At 39.8% G+C, this 769-nt stretch carries 1 pseudogene; it reads right to left on the reverse strand.

Going from position 1 to position 769, the window contains the following annotated elements:
• Positions 1–86: 86 nt before the first annotated feature.
• Positions 87–323 (reverse strand): annotated as a pseudogene (locus IC21_RS04185) (UPF0236 family transposase-like protein); the annotation flags it as partial.
• Between the last annotated feature and the right edge of the window lie 446 nt (positions 324–769).

A 769-nucleotide genomic window follows, 5' to 3' on the forward strand; every position in this document is an offset into this window, starting at 1 on the left:
TCAAGCGACCAGCGATGTCATGAAAAATATGGCATGAGATCAAAATTAAATTTCACTTATTGGTGTCCAAAATATTGACTTAAATCCAGTGAACGTTTAAAGGTCACATTTCCAAATAAAAACTGAATGCTTCTGTTATCACTCCGGCAGTACTCCCAGCCATCCTCCAGCTTTTTCTGCTTAATTGTTTTATCTAACGTCTCAAATATTTCCCCAACCCATTGCGTAAAGGCATTCTGGATCAGAATTTTAACTTGTTCTTCAAATTCAATAAGACTTTTTGTATCCTTTAATAATCTAGCAATTATTGATATAATATCCATAGGAAGACCTCTTTCTAAATGTATTCGCCCACAAGCGTACATTTAAATGATAGAGCGTCTTCCCATTTTTTTCCACTCATCTGCCCTTCGAGTAAAATTTTACACATACTGGAAAATGCCGGATTTATCATCTGTGTTTACTGGCGGGCCGGACTGCATGGCTCCGTGCACTACCCGCCATTAAAATGGCAAGCTTCCAGTTCTACGCAATGAACTGACGTCCATTGAACGTATACACTGTTGGCGTGTCCAACACCGCTATCGATTGAGCCTTTAGCTCTTTCAGATACTTTTTGCTGATATTCATTGGACCATCAAGATAAGCAGAATAGGCCCAGTTCTTCCATTAATCAGCGGTGAACTACCCACCACTTATCAACCTTACGGTTTGATTGAAGTGGGGGCTTCTCGACTTATCGTTGCTTTTACTAGCCAACGAAAACTGA

It is taken from the genome of Heyndrickxia coagulans DSM 1 = ATCC 7050 (assembly GCF_000290615.1).
GTDB lineage: Bacteria > Bacillota > Bacilli > Bacillales > Bacillaceae_C > Weizmannia > Weizmannia coagulans.